The organism is Chitinophaga costaii (assembly GCF_900094705.1).
Classification (GTDB): domain Bacteria; phylum Bacteroidota; class Bacteroidia; order Chitinophagales; family Chitinophagaceae; genus Chitinophaga; species Chitinophaga costaii.
This window is the reverse complement of sequence record NZ_FMAR01000012.1, coordinates 63,458-84,327: the sequence shown is the minus strand read 5'-3', so window position 1 is coordinate 84,327 and position 20,870 is coordinate 63,458. Positions and strand designations below refer to the sequence as shown.

General features: G+C 46.5%; 18 protein-coding genes and 1 tRNA gene. 11 read left to right on the top strand and 8 right to left on the bottom strand.

What is annotated here, in order from left to right; all coding sequences use genetic code 11:
• Window positions 1-69 precede the first annotated feature (69 nt).
• The 10 genes from GA0116948_RS15670 (at window position 70) to GA0116948_RS15625 (ending at window position 8,674) form a co-directional block, all read left to right on the top strand.
• Window positions 70-2,091, top strand: a complete 2,022-nt coding sequence (locus GA0116948_RS15670) for a TonB-dependent receptor (protein ID WP_170876086.1) — start codon at window positions 70-72, stop codon at window positions 2,089-2,091.
• Between the two features lie 30 nt (window positions 2,092-2,121).
• Complete coding sequence (locus GA0116948_RS15665) at window positions 2,122-3,210, top strand: YncE family protein (RefSeq protein WP_089713921.1); 1,089 nt, start codon at window positions 2,122-2,124, stop codon at window positions 3,208-3,210.
• A gap of 63 nt (window positions 3,211-3,273) precedes the next feature.
• Complete coding sequence (locus GA0116948_RS15660; RefSeq protein WP_170876085.1) at window positions 3,274-4,209, top strand: ABC transporter substrate-binding protein; 936 nt, start codon at window positions 3,274-3,276, stop codon at window positions 4,207-4,209.
• 100 nt (window positions 4,210-4,309) lie between these two features.
• Complete coding sequence (cobU, locus tag GA0116948_RS15655; protein WP_089713917.1) at window positions 4,310-4,813, top strand: bifunctional adenosylcobinamide kinase/adenosylcobinamide-phosphate guanylyltransferase; 504 nt, start codon at window positions 4,310-4,312, stop codon at window positions 4,811-4,813.
• Window positions 4,814-4,823: 10 nt separating this feature from the next.
• Window positions 4,824-5,876, top strand: coding sequence for a nicotinate-nucleotide--dimethylbenzimidazole phosphoribosyltransferase (gene cobT / locus GA0116948_RS15650; RefSeq protein WP_089713915.1), 1,053 nt, complete (start codon window positions 4,824-4,826; stop codon window positions 5,874-5,876).
• A gap of 29 nt (window positions 5,877-5,905) precedes the next feature.
• The gene (locus GA0116948_RS15645; RefSeq protein WP_089713913.1) at window positions 5,906-6,700 is read left to right on the top strand and encodes an adenosylcobinamide-GDP ribazoletransferase; all 795 of its coding nucleotides are present in this window, start codon (window positions 5,906-5,908) and stop codon (window positions 6,698-6,700) included.
• Between the two features lie 68 nt (window positions 6,701-6,768).
• A complete protein-coding gene (gene cobC / locus GA0116948_RS15640; RefSeq protein WP_165798504.1) occupies window positions 6,769-7,329 on the top strand; it encodes an alpha-ribazole phosphatase in 561 nt (186 codons plus the stop codon).
• Between the two features lie 39 nt (window positions 7,330-7,368).
• Window positions 7,369-7,965 carry a MarC family protein gene (locus tag GA0116948_RS15635; RefSeq protein WP_089714025.1) on the top strand — a complete coding sequence of 199 codons (597 nt, stop codon included), beginning with the start codon at window positions 7,369-7,371 and terminating at the stop codon, window positions 7,963-7,965.
• 50 nt (window positions 7,966-8,015) lie between these two features.
• Window positions 8,016-8,090, top strand: a tRNA-Arg gene (locus GA0116948_RS15630).
• Between the two features lie 290 nt (window positions 8,091-8,380).
• Window positions 8,381-8,674 (top strand): hypothetical protein, encoded by a 294-nt coding sequence (locus GA0116948_RS15625; protein ID WP_123891837.1) that lies wholly within the window; start codon window positions 8,381-8,383, stop codon window positions 8,672-8,674.
• Window positions 8,675-8,801: 127 nt separating this feature from the next.
• Here GA0116948_RS15625 and GA0116948_RS15620 read toward each other — a convergent pair whose 3' ends face one another.
• The 4 genes from GA0116948_RS15620 to gmd form a co-directional block, all read right to left on the bottom strand.
• Entirely contained in the window at window positions 8,802-10,697 is a 1,896-nt protein-coding gene (locus GA0116948_RS15620) for an ABC-F family ATP-binding cassette domain-containing protein (protein WP_089713908.1), read from the bottom strand.
• A gap of 243 nt (window positions 10,698-10,940) precedes the next feature.
• A complete protein-coding gene (locus GA0116948_RS15615) occupies window positions 10,941-12,518 on the bottom strand; it encodes a hypothetical protein (protein WP_089713906.1) in 1,578 nt (525 codons plus the stop codon).
• Window positions 12,519-12,644: 126 nt separating this feature from the next.
• The gene (gene fcl / locus GA0116948_RS15610; RefSeq protein ID WP_089713905.1) at window positions 12,645-13,577 is read right to left on the bottom strand and encodes a GDP-L-fucose synthase; all 933 of its coding nucleotides are present in this window, start codon (window positions 13,575-13,577) and stop codon (window positions 12,645-12,647) included.
• 3 nt (window positions 13,578-13,580) lie between these two features.
• Window positions 13,581-14,693: a GDP-mannose 4,6-dehydratase gene (gmd, locus tag GA0116948_RS15605; RefSeq protein WP_089713903.1), complete on the bottom strand. Its 1,113-nt coding sequence runs from the start codon at window positions 14,691-14,693 to the stop codon at window positions 13,581-13,583.
• A gap of 383 nt (window positions 14,694-15,076) precedes the next feature.
• Between gmd and GA0116948_RS15600 the strand changes: the two genes are divergently transcribed.
• A complete protein-coding gene (locus GA0116948_RS15600; RefSeq protein ID WP_089713901.1) occupies window positions 15,077-16,243 on the top strand; it encodes a sialidase family protein in 1,167 nt (388 codons plus the stop codon).
• Window positions 16,244-16,270: 27 nt separating this feature from the next.
• Here the strand turns inward: GA0116948_RS15600 and GA0116948_RS15595 are convergent, their stop codons facing one another.
• The 4 genes from GA0116948_RS15595 to GA0116948_RS15580 all read right to left on the bottom strand — a co-directional run bounded on the left by GA0116948_RS15595 (window position 16,271) and on the right by GA0116948_RS15580 (window position 20,870).
• The gene (locus GA0116948_RS15595; RefSeq protein WP_089713899.1) at window positions 16,271-17,629 is read right to left on the bottom strand and encodes a hypothetical protein; all 1,359 of its coding nucleotides are present in this window, start codon (window positions 17,627-17,629) and stop codon (window positions 16,271-16,273) included.
• A 96-nt stretch (window positions 17,630-17,725) separates the two neighbouring features.
• Window positions 17,726-18,583, bottom strand: a complete 858-nt coding sequence (locus GA0116948_RS15590) for a glycosyltransferase (RefSeq protein ID WP_089713897.1) — start codon at window positions 18,581-18,583, stop codon at window positions 17,726-17,728.
• Window positions 18,583-19,668, bottom strand: coding sequence for a glycosyltransferase family 4 protein (locus tag GA0116948_RS15585; protein ID WP_089713895.1), 1,086 nt, complete (start codon window positions 19,666-19,668; stop codon window positions 18,583-18,585). Before GA0116948_RS15585 ends, GA0116948_RS15590 begins: the two co-directional genes overlap by 1 nt.
• On the bottom strand, window positions 19,665-20,870 hold the full coding sequence (locus GA0116948_RS15580) for an LTA synthase family protein (protein WP_089713893.1): 1,206 nt from the start codon (window positions 20,868-20,870) through the stop codon (window positions 19,665-19,667). The genes GA0116948_RS15585 and GA0116948_RS15580 overlap by 4 nt, the downstream gene beginning before the upstream one ends.

Sequence of the window (20,870 nt, the reverse complement as noted above, 5' to 3'; positions counted from 1 at the left end):
TTCCCCAGGCGGTTATTGTAAATCATGATCCGGTACAGGCAGATTCCTGTACCGGATTTTAGAGCGTTTATGTATTATCGCCCGCCTTACCGTTATCATTATCATATGTGCCGCATTGCCCTTTGCAGTGCGGGACTGCTTCTATGCGGGCGGGCCAAAGGGCAGCAAGTGTTCCGTGATAGCAGCCGGCACCTGCAGGGCGTGGAAGTAACCAGCCGCCTGGCCGATACCTCCTTGCGCGCTACCATGCCCGTGCAGCTTTTGGATAAGCAACAGTTAACACAACTGAACAGTCTTTCGGTAGCAGACGCCGCTAAGCATTTTTCCGGTGTAATAGTACGGGATTACGGTGGCCTGGGTGGACTCAAAACCGTGTCTGTTCGCAGCCTGGGCGCCAATCATACCGGGGTAATTTATGATGGAATGGCCATCAGTGATATACAAAGTGGGCAGATCGATTTAGGGAAATACTCAGCAGATAACCTCGCCCAGATGGCCTTATACAATGCCCAACCCACAGACCTGCTTTCACCGGCCCGTAACTATAGCTATGGGGCTGCACTGGTACTCACCACCGCTTCCCTGGCGCCAGACGGGCGGCAGCCTTTGCAGGTCCAGACACGCATAAAGAGCGGCTCCTTTGGGTATATTAATCCTGCCCTCACCGTTCATTATAAAGCATCGAAGCGTTATACGGCTTCCTTCAATGCAGACTACCGCAGCACCAAGGGCAACTATCCCTTCATTACCGACAATGGTATTGCCACCGAAAAGCAGCGCCGTGAAAATGCTGGTCTGCGCAGCCTGCGGCTGGAACAAGACAATCGTTTCGCCTGGAGCAACGCGTCTACCTTGCAGGTAAAGGTTTACTACTACGACGATTCCCAACAACTACCGGGTGCCGATATTTTATACAGCCCGCCCAGCCGCGATCATTTGTGGAACCGGCAGGCGTTTGTGCAAAGCACCTATTACAAACCATTCCGCGAAAACTGGCAACTGAAACTAAATGGTAAGTTTTCGTATACACATACCCGTTATTTAGATCCGGGGCTGGGCAATGGAGCCGGCCTGCAAGACAACCACTACAACAGTTATGAGGGCTATTTCTCTGCTGTGCTGGAACGTAGCCTGGGCAAGCATTTTATCCTGGCCTATGCCAGTGATGGCCTATACGATAAGCTGAATGCCAACGTGAAGGCCTATGCCTTTCCCGAGCGTTTTACCTTTCTCAATGCATTTACCGCCCGCTATCGCAGTCAGGCGCTAGAAGTACAGGGTAATATACTAAGCAATATTCTCAATGAATCCGTACAAACGGGCAGCACGGCGCAGCACCATAATTTGCTCACGCCGGCGCTAAGCCTTAGCTGGAAACCCTTCAGTGGAAACGATTTGCGGCTGCGGGCTTTTTACAAGCAAATATTCCGCGCCCCCACATTCGACGAACTGTATTACAGCACTTTTGGCAATCCTACCCTGAAGCCAGAATATGCCACCCAATATAACCTGGGTGCTACCTGGCAACGCAGCTTCTCCCAGGTATTATCCCTGCTGAGCCTGAGCGCAGATGGTTATTACAATGAGGTGAAAAACAAAATTATAACCCTGCCCGGCAAAAATGCTTATGCCTACAGTGTGCTGAATTTCGGCCAGGTACACATTACCGGGGTGGATGTAAATGCCCAACTATCGCTGCAACCCTGGCAGGGATGGGTATTTTCCGCCGCTGCCAATTATACCTATCAGCAGGTGCTCGATGTTACCCAACCTGGTACGCCGCAGTACAAAGATCAATTGCCCTACACCCCACGCAATACCGGCGGGCTGATGGCCGGGGTGGAAAAGAAAGGCTTTACGTTCAACTATAACCTGCTCTATGCAGGCTACCGCTACGCGCTCGGCGATAATACACCCTCTAATTATATGGAAGGATTTGCCGTACACGATCTCAACGCGGCTTACCACTTTCTGGAACACTGGAAGGTGATGGCTGCGCTGGACAATTTTACCAATAAACGCTATGCTATTATCCGCAATTTTCCCATGCCGGGAAGAAGCTACCAGCTTGGCATTCAATGGAACTATTAACAAAAAAATTTACTTAAAAAACACCCATACATGAACAAAAAAATATACCTGCTGGCGGTGGCCATAACCACCTTACTATATGCCTGTAAGAAAAATGATGTAACTGTACAGCCGCCGAAGGCCGATTCTGCCACTGGGCTCTATATCCTTACGGAAGGATCATTTAACAGCAATAATGCGAATCTTTCGTTTTATAATGTGAAGACCCAACAAGTAAATACCAATATTTTCAAGACCGCGAACAACCGCGATCTGGGAGATGTGGCAAACGATCTGGGAATTTATGGTAGCAAGATGTACATTGTTGTGAATAATTCTAACTCCATAGAAATCCTGGATGCTCATACTGTAAAATCCATCAAACATATTGACCTGAAAGACGCCAGCTTTCCTGACGGCTACCAGCCCCGCCGCATTGCCTTTGCCAATGGAAAGGCTTACGTAACCACCTACGTTGGTAAACTACTGGTCATAGATACTGCCTCTAACGCTATCATCCAATATGCGGATACCCGTGTAGGCTGCGAGGGAATTGCCATTACAAACAACAAAGCTTACATCAGCGTACCGGGTGTATACCCCAATACCGGCCAGACCATTTTATCTATTCTGGACCTGGGTACGTTGCAGGAGCTGAAAACTATTACAGTAGGGTCTAATCCCGGACCGGTATTGGCAGACCAATACCATCACTTGTATGTTGTATGTGCAGGCGATTATGCAACCATCCCGTCTTCCCTGTCCACCATCAACCTGCAGAACGATCAGTTGCAAAGCAACGATACCACTGTGCAGGCAGACAACATGGCTATTTATTATAACAAGGCCTATCTCTACAAAACCACTTACTTAGATGATTCTAAACAAAACATCATCACGTACGATGTAGAGCATGCTAAAGTTATTAACCGCAACTTTATTACCGACGGCACGGCCATTCATTTTTACTACGGTATTACTACCGACGAAGCCACTGGTGATGTATATGTAATCGATGCCTTAAGCTTCACTTCCTCTTCGGCCAAAGTGACCTGCTTCGATGCCAATGGCAAAACTAAGTTCAGCTTCGAACTGCCGGATTATGCATCCTTTGCCAGCAAAATAGCTTTCCTGCGCTAAGCGATGTAATGGCTGGCTACATACGATTTGTAGCCGGTCGTTTTTTACCTTCAAGGGTTGTGTATGATCGCCGTATCTTTTCTTCCTGCTGCTACGCAGATGATCTACGACATGGGTTTGCAAGACCTCCTGCATGGCGTTACATTTGAATGTCCCGCACCTGCCCTGGCACAACATCCCAAGGTGGTGCGCTGCGTGCTGGAAGGACATGATTATTCCAGCCAGGAGATAGACCGTATCTTCTCCGCATCGAAGGCCCAGGGCAAAAGTTTGTATTACGTGGATGAGCCGTTGCTGGCACAATTGGCGCCAGACGTAATCTTCACACAGGATGTTTGCGAAGTATGCCAGATCGATACGGCCTGCACACAACAGGCGGTACATAACCTGGCCAAACAACCCCTGCTGGTGGCCCTCACGCCCAATAATCTGGAGGATGTATTCCAATGCGCCATCACTATTGCTACGGCCTTGGCCCGGGAAGAAGCCGCTTACCGCTACCTGGCTGGTCTTACCCGGCGCACGGATATTATCCTGGATACGTTGCGTACCCACCGTGCGCCCCTTAAACGGGTAATGCTCCTGGAATGGATGGCCCCCATATACAATTGCGGGCATTGGATTCCCTTCCAGGTGGCGCAGGCCGGCGGGGTAGATATGCTTTCCAATCCCGCTGGCGATGCTATCGTCACGCCATGGGAAAAAATAGTGCGCTACGATCCGGAAGTATTGGTGATTGCCCCCTGCGGCTTTACGGTAAAACGCTCCCGGGAAGAGCTGCACCTGCTACGCAACCGCGAGGGCTGGCAACAGCTACAAGCCGTAAAAAATAAGGCCGTTTTCCTGGCCGATTACGACTTGTTTACCCAACCCAGTGCTAGTACGCTGGTAGAAGGGATCACATTGCTGGCGGCTCTTTTCCACCCTACGCTATTCCAGCTACCAGCCCAGTTGCAGGCCAAATGCCAGGCCCTGGATGAAACGCTGGTAGCATCCTAGCTTACTGCTGATTAAATATATATCCGTTTTCGAACGTTGTCATGGTGTAAAGCTGCCAGCTATATTTTCCTGCTGGCAGCTTTTTTTCGTATTTTTCGCTATGCTTTATCTTATTACTGGTGGGGCCCGATCCGGGAAGAGCCGCCATGCACAGGAACTGGCCCTACAGCTCTCCACACATCCCATATACGTGGCCACGGCGCGCATCTGGGACCAGGATTTTGAACAACGGGTACGCCATCACCAGCAGGAGCGCGGCCCGGAATGGACCACCTTCGAAGAGCAGGAACGGGTAAGTACTTTACCCATTCAAGGCAAGGTGGTAGTGATAGATTGCATAACCCTGTGGCTTACCAACCTTTTTGTAAAACACCAGTACGACACCACTCTCGCCCTGCAAGCCATCCAGACAGAAATATTAAACATGCAAAAGATGCAAGGACACTTTATTTTTGTAACCAATGAAATTGGCATGGGCATACACGCAGAAAGCGAAGCAGGACGTAAGTTCACCGATCTTCAGGGCTGGACTAACCAGTTTATAGCCCGCCTGGCGGATAAAGTGATACTCATGGTTTCCGGCTTGCCTATGACCATTAAATAAATGATCCCGTATGTTATCTACCTTACGCATTCCCGCCCTGGACAAATCTTTACAGGCGGAGCTTCAGCAGAAAATAGATCAGAAAACAAAACCACCCGGCTCTCTGGGACGCCTGGAAGCGCTGGCCCTGCAAGCAGGACTTATCCAGCAAAGCCTGCACCCTATGATGCACAAACCGGGCATCATCGTATTTGCTGGCGATCATGGCGTGGCGGAACTAGGGCTTGTAAACCCTTACCCACAAGCCGTTACCGCCCAGATGGTGTATAATTTTTTAAACGGGGGGGCTGCTATTAATATCTTTTGTGCGGTGCACAACCTCGGGCTTTGCGTGGTAGATGCAGGGGTAAACCACGACTTTGCTCCACACGCCGACCTGGTAGACCGAAAAGTAGCCAGGGGTACTCAGAACTATCTATTGGGCAAGGCCATGACGGAAAGCGCCTGTAATGAAGCCCTGGAAGCCGGTGCCGCACTGGTACGCGAAAAACAAGCTGCTGGCTGTAACGTGATTGGTTTTGGGGAAATGGGCATTGGCAACTCTGCTTCCGCGGCCCTGATCATGCACTGCATTACCGGCATCCCGCTGGAAGACTGTGTAGGTGCTGGTACCGGCAGCCATGCAGCACAGTTGGAGTTAAAGAAAAAAACCTTACAACAGGCGCTAGATAAACATGGTGTACCCACCGATGCATTGGACATACTGGCTACCTACGGCGGTTTTGAAATAGCCATGATCTGCGGTGCCATTCTACAGGCAGCCGCCCTCCGTATGATAGTGGTGATAGATGGGTTTATCGTTACGGCCGCTTTATTGGTAGCCTTCAAGGCGCAGCCTGCGGTGTTGGATTATTGCGTCTTTGCCCACGGCTCGCATGAAAAAGGGCATCGCGCCATGCTGGACTACCTGGGTGCACAGCCCCTGCTCCTGCTGGACCTGCGACTGGGTGAAGGTACCGGCGCTGCGCTGGCCATGCCCTTGCTACAATCCGCCATTGGTTTTTTAAACCACATGGCTACCTTCACGCAGGCAGGCGTGTCGGACCGTTCTACGCAGGCTTAGGAAAGACGGGTATTCCCGTATAGACAACTATGAAAAAACAATGGCAGCTATTGCTCACCGCCGTAATGTTTTACACACGCATCCGCGTGCCTGAAAGGATTAATCATGCTGCGGAGACACTCAATCTCGCTACAAAATATTTACCCCTTATCGGCTGGATTATAGGAGGGGCATGCGTGCTGGCGCTGTACCTGTTTTCATGGGCATTGCCTTACCCGGTGGCCCTGCTGCTTAGTATGGCGTTCTCTGTATGGCTTACCGGCGCATTTCATGAAGATGGCTTTGCCGATTGCTGCGACGGTTTTGGCGGTGGGTGGACGAAAGAAAAGATACTGGACATCATGAAAGACAGTCGCATCGGCACTTACGGCATGGTGGGACTGCTGCTGGTTATGCTCCTGAAATTTTTCTGCCTGTACAGCCTGGGCCTTCCCCATGCCATGCTGGCATTGTGTATAGCACACCCGCTGAGCCGCTTTGTAGCCGTAACGGTGATCTATACCGATAACTACGCGCGGGAAAATGAAGACGCCAAAGCCAAACCCGTGTCTAAAGGCATTGACAGCAGCGACTTGTTGCTGGCAGGCCTTTTCGCCATATTGCCCCTGCTGTCGCTATACTGGTGGACGCCATTTAGCTGGACAAGGGTGGGCGCACTTTGCGGTGGATGGCTGGTAGCCCTGGTGCTGGTAAGAGGTTACTTAGTGAGGCTCATGCGTAAATGGATAGGCGGTTACACGGGCGATTGCCTGGGCGCTGTGCAACAGGCTTCCGAAATTGCAATATACCTGCTCTGCTGTGTGCTGTGGCCAGCCACTATCTGAGCAAACCACCTACACAAATTTCACCGGCGTATAGCCGTTATCCCTTCGTATCTTTGCGTTTTTGTACCATGCGCATCTACTTAATCCGCCATACCACTCCTTCCATTCCCCGGGGTACCTGTTATGGGTTTACAGACCTGGACCTGGCTCCTACTTTTGAAACGGAAGCCAGCCGCCTGCTGCCCTTGCTGCCCACTGCGCCGCTTAGCGTATATGCAAGCCCGTTACAACGCTGCCACCGCCTTGCCCAGTTCCTGTTCCCATCGGCAACCATTGCGCTGGACCATCGATTAAAGGAACTTAATTTTGGCGACTGGGAAATGCAGCGCTGGGACAATTTGGGCGAAAACGCTTTACAGGAATGGATGACAGACTACGTACATACCCGCGTTCCCAATGGAGAAAGTTATAAAGACCTGTACACACGCTCCATAGAAAGCCTGCTGGAAATAGTTGCTGCCGGACAGGACAGCGCCATTGTAACACATGGTGGCGTAATCCGCAGTATATTGGCCTATGTGATGAACACTCCCCTGGAAAAATCGTTCGATACCCGTGTAGAATGGGGCCGCATGGCCCGGCTGGACTACGACGGACATACCTTCCGCGTGGCCGGCATCGATGAATAAGTGATGATGGAAATCTTATATTTGCAAAAACCCAATATCATGATAGCATTCGACTCCAGGCAAATCATTACAGTGTCCATCACATTGTTTGCCATGATTGACATCATGGGATCGTTGCCGGTACTGCTGTCGCTGCGCGAAAAAATGGGTCATATAGATTCTGTAAAGGCTACAGCGGCATCTGGTTTCCTGATGATATTATTCCTGTTAGTAGGCGAGCCTTTCCTGAAGCTACTGAGCGTAGATGAGCATTCCTTTGCCGTAGCGGGTTCTATCGTGATTTTCGTGATTGCCATGGAAATGATCCTGGGTTTTGAATTTTTCAAAGCCGATAGCGATGCCAAGACGGGAAGCCTTATCCCTATAGCATTTCCACTGATCGCAGGCAGTGGCACCCTCACTACTATCATGTCGCTGAAGGCCACCATCCATCCCAACAATATTTTCGTAGGCATCATCATCAATCTTATTATCATATTTGTAGTGTTAAGCTCTTTGAGTTTTATAGAGCGTATACTGGGCAAGGCAGGACTAATGGTGCTCCGTAAATTCTTTGGCGTTATCCTGCTGGCCATCGCTGTAGGCATCTTTAAAAGCAACGTAAACCTGATCAATGCAGGCGTTGCGCCACACTAAAAGTGGTTTGTTTATCTCTTTAAGAAACAGTATTTTTGCCCTCCACTACCGGTTCTGTAGTACAATGGATAGTATAAGGGTTTCCGAAGCCTTTGATGCAGGTTCGATCCCTGCCGGAACCACCACTTCAAAAAGGCCTGTCAATCTTGGGATTGACAGGCCTTTTTGCTTACACTCCTATTGAAGATAATTCTTTGCCAGTGTAGACGAAATTCTTCAATTCTTTGAATACTTGGGACTGCAGTTCCACAAGTGTCCGGAAGGGTGCGAGGTAAAGTACTCATTTGGTAGGTAAGGGAGGCATAAACAGTTAGTCCGTTGTCTTTGTCGGTCAATTAATTATGTGGGGCATTTTCCTACATTTTTTCATGGCACCATTCTTGAATTAAATAATATGTCTAAAAAACAACAACATATGAGCACTTTAAAAAACTGGAAAACCTTTTTCTTAGCCGCTGGCATGGGCATTTTCGCTACCGTAGGCGCACATGCACAGGGTGTAGACAGCACCGCTAAAAAAGTAGGTAACAAAACCGCAGAAATCGCGGTAAAGGGTGCCGCCACCATCACGCAAAAAGTATATAAGGGCAAAGAAGGTCCTAATGGTGAAACGGTATACATTACTAAAGATGATCGCAAATTTATCGTAAACGATAAAGGCAAAAGAGTGTATCTGAAAAAATCTCAGATTCACGATAAAAAAGACTAATTCTTCTTAAATCAAGGATTATAGCAGTTCTATGAATTGCAAAAGCAAGGGTTCAGGATCAAAAAATTTGAAATGCGTAAGCGATTCACTTTTTTTGATCCTGAACCATTTTTTTATGCAAGGTAATTTACTCGCTCAGTTCCAACCAGCGCATGCTTTTTTCATCCAATAACTGAATAACCTCCCCTATGCGACGGGTAAGCGGCTCTAATTGTTCATAAGGAAGGTCGCCGGCGCTCATTTTAGCATCGATCCCTTTCTTTTCTGCTTCCAGGTCAGCAATGTCTTTTTCCAGCAATTCCAATTCCCGTTTTTCTTTAAACGACATTTTTTTCTGCGGGGCAAGAGGCGCTGCCACCGGCGCGGCGGTAGCAGTGGGTGCTGCCGCGGCTACGGGTGCGGGCATTTCTTTTATCTTATCCTGGTCCTTTTCCCATTCGCGGTACTGGGTATAGTTACCGGGAAAATCTCGTACTACGCCATCCCCCTCGAAAACAAACAGGTGATCCACCAGCTTATCCATGAAATAACGGTCGTGGCTTACGATGAGAATGCATCCCTGGTAATTCAACAGAAAGTCTTCCAGGATACTCAGGGTAGGCAGATCCAAATCGTTGGTAGGCTCATCAAGGATCAGGAAGTTGGGGTTGCGGAATAGCAGGGAAAGCAGAAACAGGCGGCGCTTTTCTCCACCACTGAGCTTGGATATAAAAGTGTATTGTTTTTCTGGTGTAAATAAGAATAATTGCAGGAATTGGGCGGCGCTTACCTTGGTACCATCGGCCAGCGGAAAGTGTTCTGCAATATTTTTCACAAATTCAATCACCCGCATGTCTTCTTTCACGATCAGGCCTTGCTGGCTGTAGTTGCCGAAAACTACGGTTTCTCCCACATTGATCTTACCGGAATCCGCAGGTTCCAGGCCCATGAGCATGTTCAGGAAGGTAGATTTACCCACCCCATTTTTACCCACTACTCCTATCCGTTCACCTTTTTTGAAGGTATAGTCAAACCCCTTCAGAATGTGGAGATCCCCGAAAGATTTATAGACTTTTTTTAATTCCAGGATTTTACCACCCAGCCGGGTCATCTTCACATTCAGCTCCAGTTGTTGCTGCTCCAGGCGCTGACTGGCGCGCTTTTCTACGTCGTAAAAAGCGTCGATGCGGGACTTGCTTTTGGTGGTACGGGCCTTGGGCTGTTTGCGCATCCATTCCAGTTCCTTGCGGTATTGGTTACGCGCTTTCTCCGTGCTGCTCTTATCCATTTCTTCCCGGGCGGCCTTTTTTTCCAGGTAGTTTTCGTAGTTGCCTTTGTAAATGAAGAGCTGCTGCCGGTCTATTTCCATGATCTCGTTGCACACACTATCCAGGAAATAGCGGTCATGGGTTACTAACAGTAAGGTTACCCGCTCTTGATCCAGGTAATTTTCCAGCCACTCAATCATACTCACGTCCAGGTGGTTGGTAGGTTCATCCATGATGAGCAGGGTATGGGTATGCTCAAAACCAATGTCGATCAGCACTTTGGCCAGGGCTACCCTTTTCTGCTGCCCCCCCGAAAGGCTGCCCACAGGCTGGTCCAGTTGGTGAATATTGAGTTTGCCGAGGATCTGCTTCACCTTTGAGTCGAAGTGCCAGGCGTTGAGTTCGTCCATGCGGGCTATGGCGTCTGTTAATTTGTCCAGGTCGGGTTCCTGGTTGTCGTCGGTGAGCAGCTCATAATTTTTAATGGCCTGCAAAATTGGGTGGCTATAATTGAAGATATTCTCCAGCACCGACTTGTTAGGGTTAAAATCGGCCTGTTGTTCCAGCATTACCACTGTTACATCTTTGTGTATCCAGGATTTTCCGGAGTCGGGCACTTCCTTACCGCAGAGTATGCGCAGCAGGGTGCTTTTGCCGGTGCCGTTCAGGGCCACCAGGGCTATTTTGTCGCCTTCTTCAATGTGAAAGCTGATATTTTCGAATAATGGCGCAGCGCCGTAGGATTTGGTGAGCCCTTCTACCGTAACATAATGCATGGGGCAAAGTTACGTTTTGCTGGTGGGGTTAAAAAGTGCTTAATTTTTTCCACTGGCAAAAGCGGGTTGGATAGATAAATAACCGCCCCCTATATTCTTGTACAGTGCCCACTGTACCGTTGGGAGGTGTAAAGTGTGCAACGGACAACTTTATTAAGCTATGCCACAATCTTTTGAATTTATACGGGTACACAATGGTAAGCCTCCTGTGTGGCAGGAGGCTTTTTTGGGTAATTATTACTTTTAAAAATCGTAATATAATTGCCGGAAGGAGGCACGCAAGCCAATGCTAAAGATTAGCTCCTTTTTATCCATCACGTCATTGCTTTCCTTTCTGCCCGCCACTCCCAGCTCAATGCGCAAATTATTTTTAGGATTGAGCAGGTAAGAAAAGGTGCCTTGCACATAGAGCAGGTTAGTGGCTACTCCCTGGCCAATATGGTTGCCATATTCCAGGGTGCGGGTCTCATACGATTTATTAATATCGTGGCCGAAGTTAGTACCAGTGCTATCCAGGCCGTAATGGGCCAGCATGATCTCACCGCGCACAAACCAGCGGCGGTAGCGATAATCGGCCACGTTTACCCATTCAACAAAATTAGCCCCCAGAGGGTCGGTGAGTGGCTGTCCGTAGTGGCTATAGTTATTCAGCGTAGTACGCTGGGAAAAAGTAAAGGGCCGTGCAAAATTTATTTCTGTAAGCCCGTTCAGGTCTTTTACCTTAAAGGCGTCATTGGCCCGGAAACCCAACTGGCCACCAAATTTATTGCCCCACCAACCATTGCCGGCAGTAACTTCCTTAAATTTGAATTCATCGAGTATAAACTGGCCATACAGGCTGGAGTTTTTACCGGTAGCATATTTTAGGTTAAGCCCAATTAAAGCATTGTCTGGTGAGCCTACAGAAAATTCGACTGGCCGCAGAAACATAATGGGATTCAGGTAACTCATATCGAAACCGCGCTTGCCGGAAGAATCGGAGTCCTGCCAGATAATGGTTTCAAATAAACCGATGGAGAGTTTTTTACTCACGTTCCAATCCAGGTAATTGAACACCCCCCATTTTTTACGATAACCATTTTCGTAGGAAGCTTTGGGATAATCACGATCGATGAACTGGGCCCACATGGTGGTGTACTGTATCTTTCCCACTGTAGCCACTATTTTAAAATACGGATAGTTAAACGCTACATCGCTTAACAACATAGAACGGTAACCATCTCCTATAAAGTTTTTACCATATCCCAACTGCAGGTCAAGGAATTTAGCAGGTTTGTAATCTAGCAACGCAGAAACATAAGCAAAGTCAAACGCCTTGTTTCCGGAGTAGGGTTTCCATTCTCCCTGGCCAGGTACAACTCCAGTGGATCGGCCAAAAGCATCAATATACCCTGGAAATTTTCCCTGGTTTTCATAAAATTCAGAATAAAAGTGAAAGTTTTTACCCAACCTGCCCCCTACTATTACGCCACGGGTATTAAGCCATGTATTACTATTCACCGAACTGTGCCCTAATTGAAAATCCGGTAGGAAGTCTGCGTAAAAATCATAGTCGGGTTGGTTGTATTCCAGGAGGTGTTCGCTGAATAATTTACGGTGCCACCAACTGCGCTTCTTCGTGGAATCGCCCAATGGAGGCAGGTTCCAGGCGGGACGAACGTTATAATCACGCAGGGAAGAATGGAAACCTGAGGAATCGCCGGTGGCATGATAGAAACCTAAGGAATACTGATCGCCGGGGTTTTGTGCATATATACGACTGCCCATAGCCATGCAACAACACATGGTTAGCAGTACAGTCACAACATTCTTCATTTGCATGGGTCGTAGCGGTTTGCGTTGGAGATATTCGGCGATAAAGATAGCATTTTCAGCACTTTATCATTACAATGGCCATTATTTTATATTTAAAAAGTAAGGCCACGCTGCTACAATTTTTTTTGAATGCTATAGAGTGAGCTGGTCTTTTATACTTTCGTATACGGCACGGATACCGGGTTCCAACTCTATACTGGGCTTCCAGCCCAGTGCGTGGAGCTTACTTACATCCATCAATTTGCGGGGTGTACCATCCGGTTTGGAAGTATCAAAAACCAAGCGGCCTTTATAACCCGTGATTTTTTGCACCAGCTTTGCCAGCGCGGCAATACTAATATCATGTCCTATGCCAATATTAATGGGGCCGGGTTCATTGTAACGCTGCATCAAGAATACACAGGCATCGGCCATATCGTCTGCGTGCATGAATTCACGGAGAGGCGTACCGGTACCCCAAATCACTACTTCGGGGGCGCCGGTTACTTTGGCTGTATGAAATTTCCTTATTAGAGCAGGCAAAACGTGTGAATTTTGCAAGTCGTAGTTATCATTCGTGCCATACAAATTGGTAGGCATTACGGAGATAAAGTTAGCACCGTATTGCGCCCGGTAGGCGTCTGCCATTTTAATACCAGCTATTTTGGCAATGGCGTAAGGTTCGTTGGTAGGTTCCAGCAGACCAGTTAACAAATATTCTTCTTTAAGCGGCTGAGCCGCCAGTTTAGGATATATGCAAGAAGAGCCGAGGAACATCAGCTTCTTTACTCCGTTAATGTGTGCCGCATGAATCACATTATTCTGGATCATGAGGTTTTCGTATAAAAATTCAGCGCGGTAAGTATTATTAGCCACGATGCCGCCTACTTTGGCAGCGGCAAGAAAGACATATTCCGGCCTTTCCGTTTCAAAAAATGCTGCAACAGCCGCTTGTTGACGCAGATCTAACTCTGAAGAGGTACGATAAATAATGTTTTCATACCCATCCTGCTGCAATCTTCTCACGATGGCGGAACCTACCATTCCACGGTGGCCCGCCACGTATATCTTGTCTGCCTGTTGCATGTTTTATTCAAATTGGTTGAGTACTTTGTAGCCGGCATCTTTCAGCAACTTCTCGCGCTGGAATAATTCCAAATCGGCAGCTACCATTTCTTTTACCAGAGCAGGTAGATCGTATTGGGGCTTCCATCCTAATTTGCTTTGAGCTTTGGTAGGATCGCCAATCAGCAATTCCACCTCAGTGGGACGGAAGTAGCGGGGATCAATGCAAACCACTTCCTGACCAGGCTTTAATGCGGACTTTTCACCGACATTTTTTACGACACCTTTCTCCTGCACTCCTTCGCCTTCGAATTCAATGATCACTCCAACTTCGGCAAACGCCATGCGGATAAATTCCCGTACGGTAGTCGTAATACCAGTCGCAATCACATAGTCCTCCGGCGCATCTTGTTGCAGAATACGCCACATGGCCTCTACATAATCCTTCGCGTGGCCCCAGTCACGTTTGGCATCCAAATTCCCCATGAATAACTTATCCAGCATACCCAAATGCATTTTGGCTACAGCACGGGTAATTTTACGTGTCACAAAGGTTTCGCCACGCAGGGGACTTTCGTGATTGAAGAGGATGCCATTACAGGCATACATGCCATATGCCTCTCGATAGTTCACCGTAATCCAATAAGCATATAATTTGGCCACCGCATATGGAGAACGGGGATAAAAAGGAGTTGTTTCTTTTTGCGGCACTTCCTGCACCAAACCATATAATTCTGATGTGGAAGCCTGGTACACCCTCGTTTTTTGGGTGAGCCCCAACAGGCGCACGGCTTCCAAGATACGTAGCATGCCTAAACCGTCTGCATTGGCGGTGTACTCAGGTGTTTCAAAGCTTACCTGTACATGGCTCATGGCGCCGAGATTGTAGATCTCATCTGGCTGCACTTGCTGTATAATACGGATTAAATTAGTAGCATCCGTTAAGTCTCCATAGTGCAGGGTAAGCTTAACCTGCGCTTCATGTGGGTCCTGGTAAAGATGGTCGATGCGGTCGGTGTTGAAGAGAGAACTTCTTCGTTTAATGCCATGAACCTCATACCCCTTTTTCAGGAGGAGTTCTGTAAGGTAGGCACCATCTTGCCCGGTGATACCGGTGATGAGGGCAGTTTTCTTCATTAAAAGCATTTTAGCCAAAAATATGGACGGGGCTGCTGCCCCTGATTTGCTCGTCAAATATAGCTGTTAAGAATTTATCCACTGAAATGCTTATTCACCCACCCTGAGAAGATATAGAAAAATATTTTATATGTGTTAGGTTTTCACATGCAATTTCCTTGGCTTACCACTATATTCGGATAAATAATTACGTAAATGTTCACGGGAAGTCCGCGAAATTCATTTATATTCTTACCTTTTGGCCGAGTAAGAATCCAGTTGGCGCGGGAGCAGGTAAGCTTAGTATGAACTAAATAATAAAGATTATCATCCTTTTCCTTACCAATGACCTAATTTAGAAGTATAAATTCCGATGTCTTTAACGCTCTGTTAGATTCCTTAAAATGCTCATACAGTTTAATTTTAATATGTTATTACTTAGGGCCAGCCTTGTTGCCGTGGTATTTATTACCTCAACATTGTCATCTTGCAAAAAGGAAACCCGGCAGGAAGACTCGGGAAAGCAGACCGTCCTGACGCTAAATCCCGGCTATAACAATCCACGTAACAATGACGGCGATTTCGTCACTTTAAAAAATGGGGGATTATTGTTTGTTTACACGCATTTTACTGGTACATCCACCGAAGACGATGGCCCTGCATATCTGGCTAGCCGTTTTTCTTCCGACAGTGGCAAAACGTGGACAGTAAAAGATGAATTGGTGGCCACGCCAGACGATGGTGCGCCAAGCATTATGTGTGTATCGGTTTTGCGTTTACAAAATGGGAATATCGCGCTGCTATACTTGCGTAAAAAATCAATGCAAGACTGCATTCCCATGATACAAATTTCGACCGATGAAGCTTCAACGTGGAGCAAGCCTAAGGCAGTAATCACTGACAAACGCGGCTATTTTACTATAAATAACAATCGGGTGGTGCAATTGGCCAACGGTAGGCTGATTTTGCCTGTGTCTCAACATTATTTACTAAATGGCCCCCCGTGGTCTTTCCGGGGAGTATTGTTAGCATATTATTCTGATGATGACGGTGTTACCTGGAAATGCGGTAATGCCGCCCCTAACCCCAACGGAATTACTACGCAAGAACCAGGCGTAATACCTATGAAAAACGGTGACGTCTTAATGTTTATCCGTACCGACCAGAACGTACAATATTATTCACGATCAACCGATCAGGGACAAACATGGAGCCCTATACAACCAAGTCCTATTAAATCTCCCGTGGCACCGGCTTCGATCTCCCGTATTCCTACTACCGGTGATTTGCTGCTTGCCTGGAATAATAACGACGGTACCAACTATACGATTAAAGATCGCCGGACACCCTATAATATTGCTATTTCCACAGATGAAGGCAATTCCTGGCCAAGTATTATCACGCTTGAAAGTAATCCGGATGGATGGTATGCATACACCAGCATTCATTACATGGGTAAGTATGTATTCCTTGCTCATTCTGATGGTCGTGTGTCCAGAGGAACCCAGCAATCCGTTATCAGTATCACCAGACTCGACATTAATTGGATTTATAGCCAAATCAAATCCTAACTTACACCGGTGGTGAAAGTTAGGAGGTCATTTTGGTCCCCGCACTTTCAATATTCTTCCTTCTCCAGCATCAAAATCAAGTATCACACTGGTCGTTTTACTGCTACTATTATAGGTGGTAGTAACTTGATTGAAAGCTTTATTGCCAGATTTATAAGTGGAGTATGGTACTGAAGCGCTTACTTTGTTTTGGAAATTTCCCTTTAAGGTTATCTTCACCTTACTCACCATATTATCAAGCTTGTTTACGATCATCAGATTGTATTCCCCGGCATTATTCTGAGATTTAAAAATGCCTGCCATCATATTCTCGTTACTGATATCACTTATTAATAGTGTTTTCTTATCTAGTATCTGGCTGTCATCGATATCCTGACTGGTGAATGGTTGTTTAGATACATGGAAAACGCCCAAATTAGCAGATGACATGGCAATAGGCCCCCATACTTTGCTAAGGAAGCGATTGACCTTTTGTACCTGGTAATATTTCTTTGTAGGCTTATCGTTGAGGTCAACCAACGCTTCGCCCCAGGTAGCCCCGGGAATTGTCGCGTAAGTAAAATAAAGAATTCCCTTTACGCCGTACGCCAGCGGAGCAAATATCATAAAATTCATCTTATATTCATTAATCTCATCATAAGTAGCATGTTTGGTCGTAAGTACATAACACCATACGGGGCGACCTTTGGCTTTGTCCTGTAATATCCGAAGGTTATAAAAATAATTGGGTCTTAGCTGGCCATTATTCACAAATGGATAGAAATCGAACGATGCCACATCCAGCTTGAAGTCACGAGCAGAAAGATAATCGTCCAGATAACTTTCATATGAACTGCAAGAAGGAAAGCTGTTCACATTCAGCAAGTTCACGTAAGCCAGTTTATTGGGATCGGAGCTCTTAATATAATTTATCCAGTTTTTGATATCATCTTGTCTCGATACCGAGGGCTCGTCATAGACGAAATAGCCTTCAAAAGCACGTTTCTTTGGCGCTGACATTGTGGTTGTGGTACTTAACCATTGATTGGCCTTGGCATTGCTATAGCTATTATTTCCCTTTGCCCAGGACACCTCGTTCATCAACAATGTTTTCAGTCCCAGACTGCTCATGACGCGAAGTTTATAATCAACGAAACGTGGATTGTAGGTATGATCCATACCAGTCATCAGATTAAAATAAGCCGCCTTTACAAGGGCAATTTTTTTGGTATATATCGTCGTATCCGCCATATTCGGAGCGTCTTCTGGTCCGGGCATACGAGGGTCATAGAATGTCCCAATTATAAACCGGTCTTGTTTCCATTGCGCCTGGGCATTAGATACGGAGAGAAGCCCTACGGCCCAAAAGCCAAGCATCCTGATTTGATTTCCCAATTTTGGTAACATAGAGATTAAGTTTATTAAATGGAAATAGGAATTGAAGTGCCCCACTGTTTCATTTATACACCATAATTAAGCCAAGGTTCGCGTTTTAACCATTTTTTAATTACCAGAGTCGGATACATCTTGCTTACGGTTGTTGAGTGCCTGTATACTATTCATAACACGCCGGTTAAAATCGTCGCGTTCACCGTCTATAAGCCATCCCCATTTATTGAAATAGTTTAATGCTGATCTAATGTGATATTTAAGTAACTGGGGATTTGTGTAAGAGCCCTTTTCAAAACCATGGTAGATATGTACGGCCGGGTAAAAAAGGGTTTGCGCTACTTTATGTATACGACGAGTAAGATCCACATCCTCCAGGTACATAAAAAACCGGGTATCAAAAACGCCTACGGTAATTAATACCTCCGTCCTTAAAAACATAAAACAGCCCGAAAGGTTGGGCACGTTAAGATTATGTCGATAGTCAAAGTCAGCCAGTTCATAGCGCTCATTACGACGGATAGCCCAACGGGCATTTTTGAAAAAGCGGCGTCCAAACAGGTCGTACGGAGATGGCAATAATTTACAAAGGAGTTGGGGACTGCCATCGTTGTACAAAACCCTGGGTAAAAGCTGTCCCACTTCCGGATGCTGCTTCATGAATGCAAAAATCCGTTCCAGGATGTTTCCATCGAAAGTTACGTCTGGATTCAGCACCAGATGATAAGGTGCTTCCCGCAGTGCCCGATAAATAGCAATGTTATGGGCTGCACCAAAACCAATATTACCGTTATTAAAAATATATTCCACTCGGGAATCAGTAGATAAACTTCTCAGTTCATTGGATGGAGAATTATCTACCAGATACAATTTCACAGACATCCCTGTATCTAAGAAACTGCTAATTGCCTTATTAACAATTTCCCGGTCTGTTTTATATAAAACGATCGAAGCCGTGATATCAAAGTCCATTAATCATTAATTTTTTTGGCACTGCATGTTTTGTTTAACAACGATTTGTATAGCGCCAGATATCGGTTGCACATGGCAACGGCAGTATAATTTTCTAAAAATTTTCGTTTCACCTTTCCCGACAACTGCTGCCGTTCTCGGATGGCCTTATCCATACTATCACTTAGCCCTTTAATATCATAGAGTGGGTAAAATACCACTTCGTCCGATGCAAATAACTCTTTAAAAATACCAATGTTGGAACAGACAACTGGCATTCCATAACTAGCCGCCTCCAACAGTACCAATGGCATGCCCTCTGAGTAAGAAGTCATAGCATATACATCGAATAGTGGGTAATAAGCAGCCGCGTTGGCACGATACCCCAAAAACAGGCATCTATCCGCAACACCAAGACTAGCGGCCAATGCCTCAAGCGGTTTACGTTCTATCCCTTCACCAATAATGACTAAAGCAAATGAGGAATTCACTGTCAACATCTTCACCAGTTGTTCAAACCCTTTAATTCGGGTCACGTTCCCGATTCCTCCGGCAACTTTATATCTTTCCTTCAATGCATTAATAGCTGTCAGGTCAGCTGTATCGACCGCCATAGCCGCTGTATCTCCGTCAATGCGCCGGCCATTGTACGCGTATGTGAGAAGTTCTTTTTTTACAAGTGGGCTATAATATTGTTGCATATGTTGAGATAGACATACTACCTTATCAAAACGACTTAACATACAACACCAGATCACCCTTGCGAGGTGCGCCATCACCGGGCCGTAGCTGTTGCGCAAGTCTTCTTTCATATAACTATGTACTGTAGACAACAGCTTTATGCCACGCATTTTCCGGCGGTACAATGCAGCTTTTATATCCGGGCGCAACAGGTGCGTATGCAGAATATCGAAACGCATAATATTTATTTCCTTCAGCGATACAATTCGATGTACCGGGCAATCAAAAACTATTTCCTGAATGTCATCAAAATAAAATACTTCAATGGTCGCCTTATTACTTTTTACGATCTCATTCACTAAATTGCGGGCCATAATAATGGGCCCCTTATTGGCCAGCGAGGGCAATAACATGGCTATCCTCATACAATATCCTCCTCAATGATATTTTGTTCCAGTTGCCGTCTTCTTATTTCCATCCATTTGCAAACAACAAGGTTTACGACAAACAGTGGCGTCCAGATAATAACCACACTGTTAAGGAATATAAGGTTAGAAAGCAAGTAATTCCGATTCGTACGGGAACAATATACGATAAAGCCAAACACCAGAAAAAGCAGAACTGCGCCTTCTTCAGCGGTGAGCTTCATGTATTGATTGGACTCCCCCTTTTCAAAACCCATTTTTTCTATGTAGCCGGGAGAGTGCCCCAGTACAATATCCTTGATGCCAGATGTAGCCAATATAAGCAAGGTGGATTGCATACGACCTTCTCGGTCGCCCAGCGAAGATTTTCCCATCTTGTCCCCTATGTCATCTTTAGGCACCAATAAGTAAGCCAGCGGCAGACCTATGATGAATATCCAGGTAACGATATTGATCACACGTGCCCTGAAGCCCATTTTTTTCATCAGGATAAAGCCCAGATTAAGTCCCGAAATCAGTATCAATACCGCCAGAGCTCCAATGGATACAGTACTGGCCACCCCTCCGAATACGACGAATTTTGCGATAATGAAGGAAGCACCCCTTTTTCGAAAATAATTGTCCAGCAGGAAAAAGTTGGTGGTAAGGAACCAGCCCATAAAACTTGGCTCAAACATAAACCCGGCAACGCGGCCCACTATACCCGATTCGTACTGCCGGGGATCTATATACCCCAGCAATGGATTATAGTAATAATCATAATAGGCAAAGCCTCCGAGGTTTACTGGTCGGAAAGGGACCAGCGACAGGTTAAATGCAGCAAAACACATAATAGCCCACACAGAAATTAGCAGCACCAATACCAACATGTATCGACTTAGCGCAAAGCCTAGTTGAGGCATACGCTCCATGCACTTTAAAAGACATACTGCTAATATGATAAAAGCAATCACATAAGCAATATCGGGCAGCGAAGCCGGCGAATTCAAGTACCAGTTGCCTGCGAACAATAGCGTCAGCGGTACCATAGCTACCAAGAAAATTAAAATACTGCGCTTCCGGATGGAAAGCGTGATAAAAAAGGCCAAGAGTAACACCATGATACCAATACGCACGGGTGTTGGTATCAGTAGCGCCCCTACAAAGGGCTGATAAATAAAAATGAATACTGATATCAAAAATAAAATGATCGTTTCGAGCAT